General features: G+C 63.9%; 1 protein-coding gene and 1 pseudogene. Both read left to right on the plus strand.

Annotated features, from left to right (window positions below):
- The first annotated feature begins 97 nt into the window (after positions 1–97).
- Positions 98–1,156 carry an ABC transporter substrate-binding protein gene (locus tag FEM54_RS32150; RefSeq protein ID WP_138454233.1) on the plus strand — a complete coding sequence of 353 codons (1,059 nt, stop codon included), beginning with the start codon at positions 98–100 and terminating at the stop codon, positions 1,154–1,156.
- Positions 1,143–1,658, plus strand: a pseudogene (locus tag FEM54_RS32155) (ABC transporter permease); the annotation flags it as partial. The gene FEM54_RS32150 and the pseudogene FEM54_RS32155, both read left to right, overlap by 14 nt.

Below are 1,658 nucleotides of genomic sequence, written 5' to 3' on the forward strand. Positions count from 1 at the left end.
GTTGTTGACTGACACTGCGCTATCGCAGGCAAGCCAGCTCCCACATTTGGGCGGCGGTGTTTTTTATTGGGTACATCAATTTAAAGGAATAGTGCGCATGGCTGCTTTTGATCTCTTGACCCGTCGCCGCTTGCTCGGCATGGCAGGCATTTCCATGGCCGGCCTGGCGCTGCCCAGCCTGGGCTTGGCGGCCGACGAGCACGCCGGGCACGGCACGCCTGCGGAACCTGCAGGTACCGGCGAGTTCATCCGCCTCGACGCGCCGCGCAAGCTCAAACTGGCGGTCAACCTCAACGCTGTGTGCCTGGCGCCAGTGGTGATCGCCCACGGCCAGGGCTTCTTCACCAAGCACAACCTCGATGTGGAGCTGGTCAACTTCGGCAACTCCACCGAAGTGCTGCTCGAAGCCATCGCCACCGGCAAGGCGGATGCCGGCATAGGCATGGCGCTGCGTTGGCTCAAGGCTCTGGAACAAGGCTTTGACGTCAAGCTCACCGCCGGTACCCACGGCGGTTGCCTGCGCTTGCTGAGTGCGGCGAACGGCGGCGTGAACAGGCTGGAGGACCTCAAGGGCAAGGCCATCGGCGTCACCGACATGGCCAGCCCCGACCGCAATTTCTTCTCGATCCTGCTGAAAAAGCACGGCGTCGACCCGGTGCGCGACGTCGAATGGCGCCTGTACCCGGCCGACCTGCTGGGCACCGCGCTGGAGCGTGGTGAAGTGCAGGCGGTCAGCGGCAGTGACCCGTTCATGTACCGCCTGATCAAGTCCGGCGTGGCGCGGGAGTTGTCCACCAACCTGGTGGAGGCATACGCCAACCTCAGTTGCTGCGTGGTCGGCGTCACCGGCAAGCTGGTACGTGAAGACAAGCGCGTGGTCGCGGCGCTGACCCAGGCGATTCTGGAGGCCCACGATTATTCCGTGCAGCACCCCGAAGAAGTCGCCAAGGGCTTCCAGGCCTATGCGCTCAATACCACGGCAGAAGAAGTGCAGGCGATCCTGCACGATCACACCCACGGCCACCATGCGGTCGGCGCGGCGCTGACGCAGGAAATCACCACCTATGTCACCGACCTGAAAACCGTCGAGGTGATCAGCAAAGGCACCGACCCGGTGGAGTTTGCCAAGGAGATCACCGCTGATGTCTTCAGTTGACGCTGCAACCCTGAACCCAAGCCTGACATTCAAGGCCGGCTGGCAGGGCGCCACGGTAGTGGCAGCCTGGGTGGCCGTGGCACTGTTGATCAGCTATTGGCCCAATGCCGTGCGCAATTGGCCGATGACCCAAGGGCTGGCCAATGTGTGCGTGGCGGTGGCTGCGCTGTTCATTCTGTTGAGCCTGCTGGGCCTGCGTTTTTCGCGGCTCGGCCAGCGCTTGCAAAAGGCCGGGCCGTGGTTGATTGCCTTGCCCGTGTTGCTGGGTGTCTGGGAACTGCTCACCGCCAAGCTGGCGCTGCTGCCGGTGCCGTTTTTCGCGCCGCCCCAGGCCTTGCTTGCGGTGTATGTCGAAGACTATGCGCGCCTGGCCGACAGCCTGCTGCATTCGGCCTTGCTGCTGGGTTCGGGCGTGGCGCTGGGCGCGGCGACTGGTTTTGTCGCGGGCGTCTCCATCGGCTGGTCCACGCGCATCGGCTACTGGTTGCACCCGGTGCTGCGC

Source organism: Pseudomonas edaphica (assembly GCF_005863185.1).
Taxonomy (GTDB): Bacteria; Pseudomonadota; Gammaproteobacteria; order Pseudomonadales; family Pseudomonadaceae; genus Aquipseudomonas; species Aquipseudomonas edaphica.

Excerpts from the sequence above, each read along its gene's own strand:
- FEM54_RS32150 (WP_138454233.1), top strand. The coding sequence starts at position 98 with ATGGCTGCTTTTGATCTCTTGACCCGTCGCCGCTTGCTCGGCATGGCA.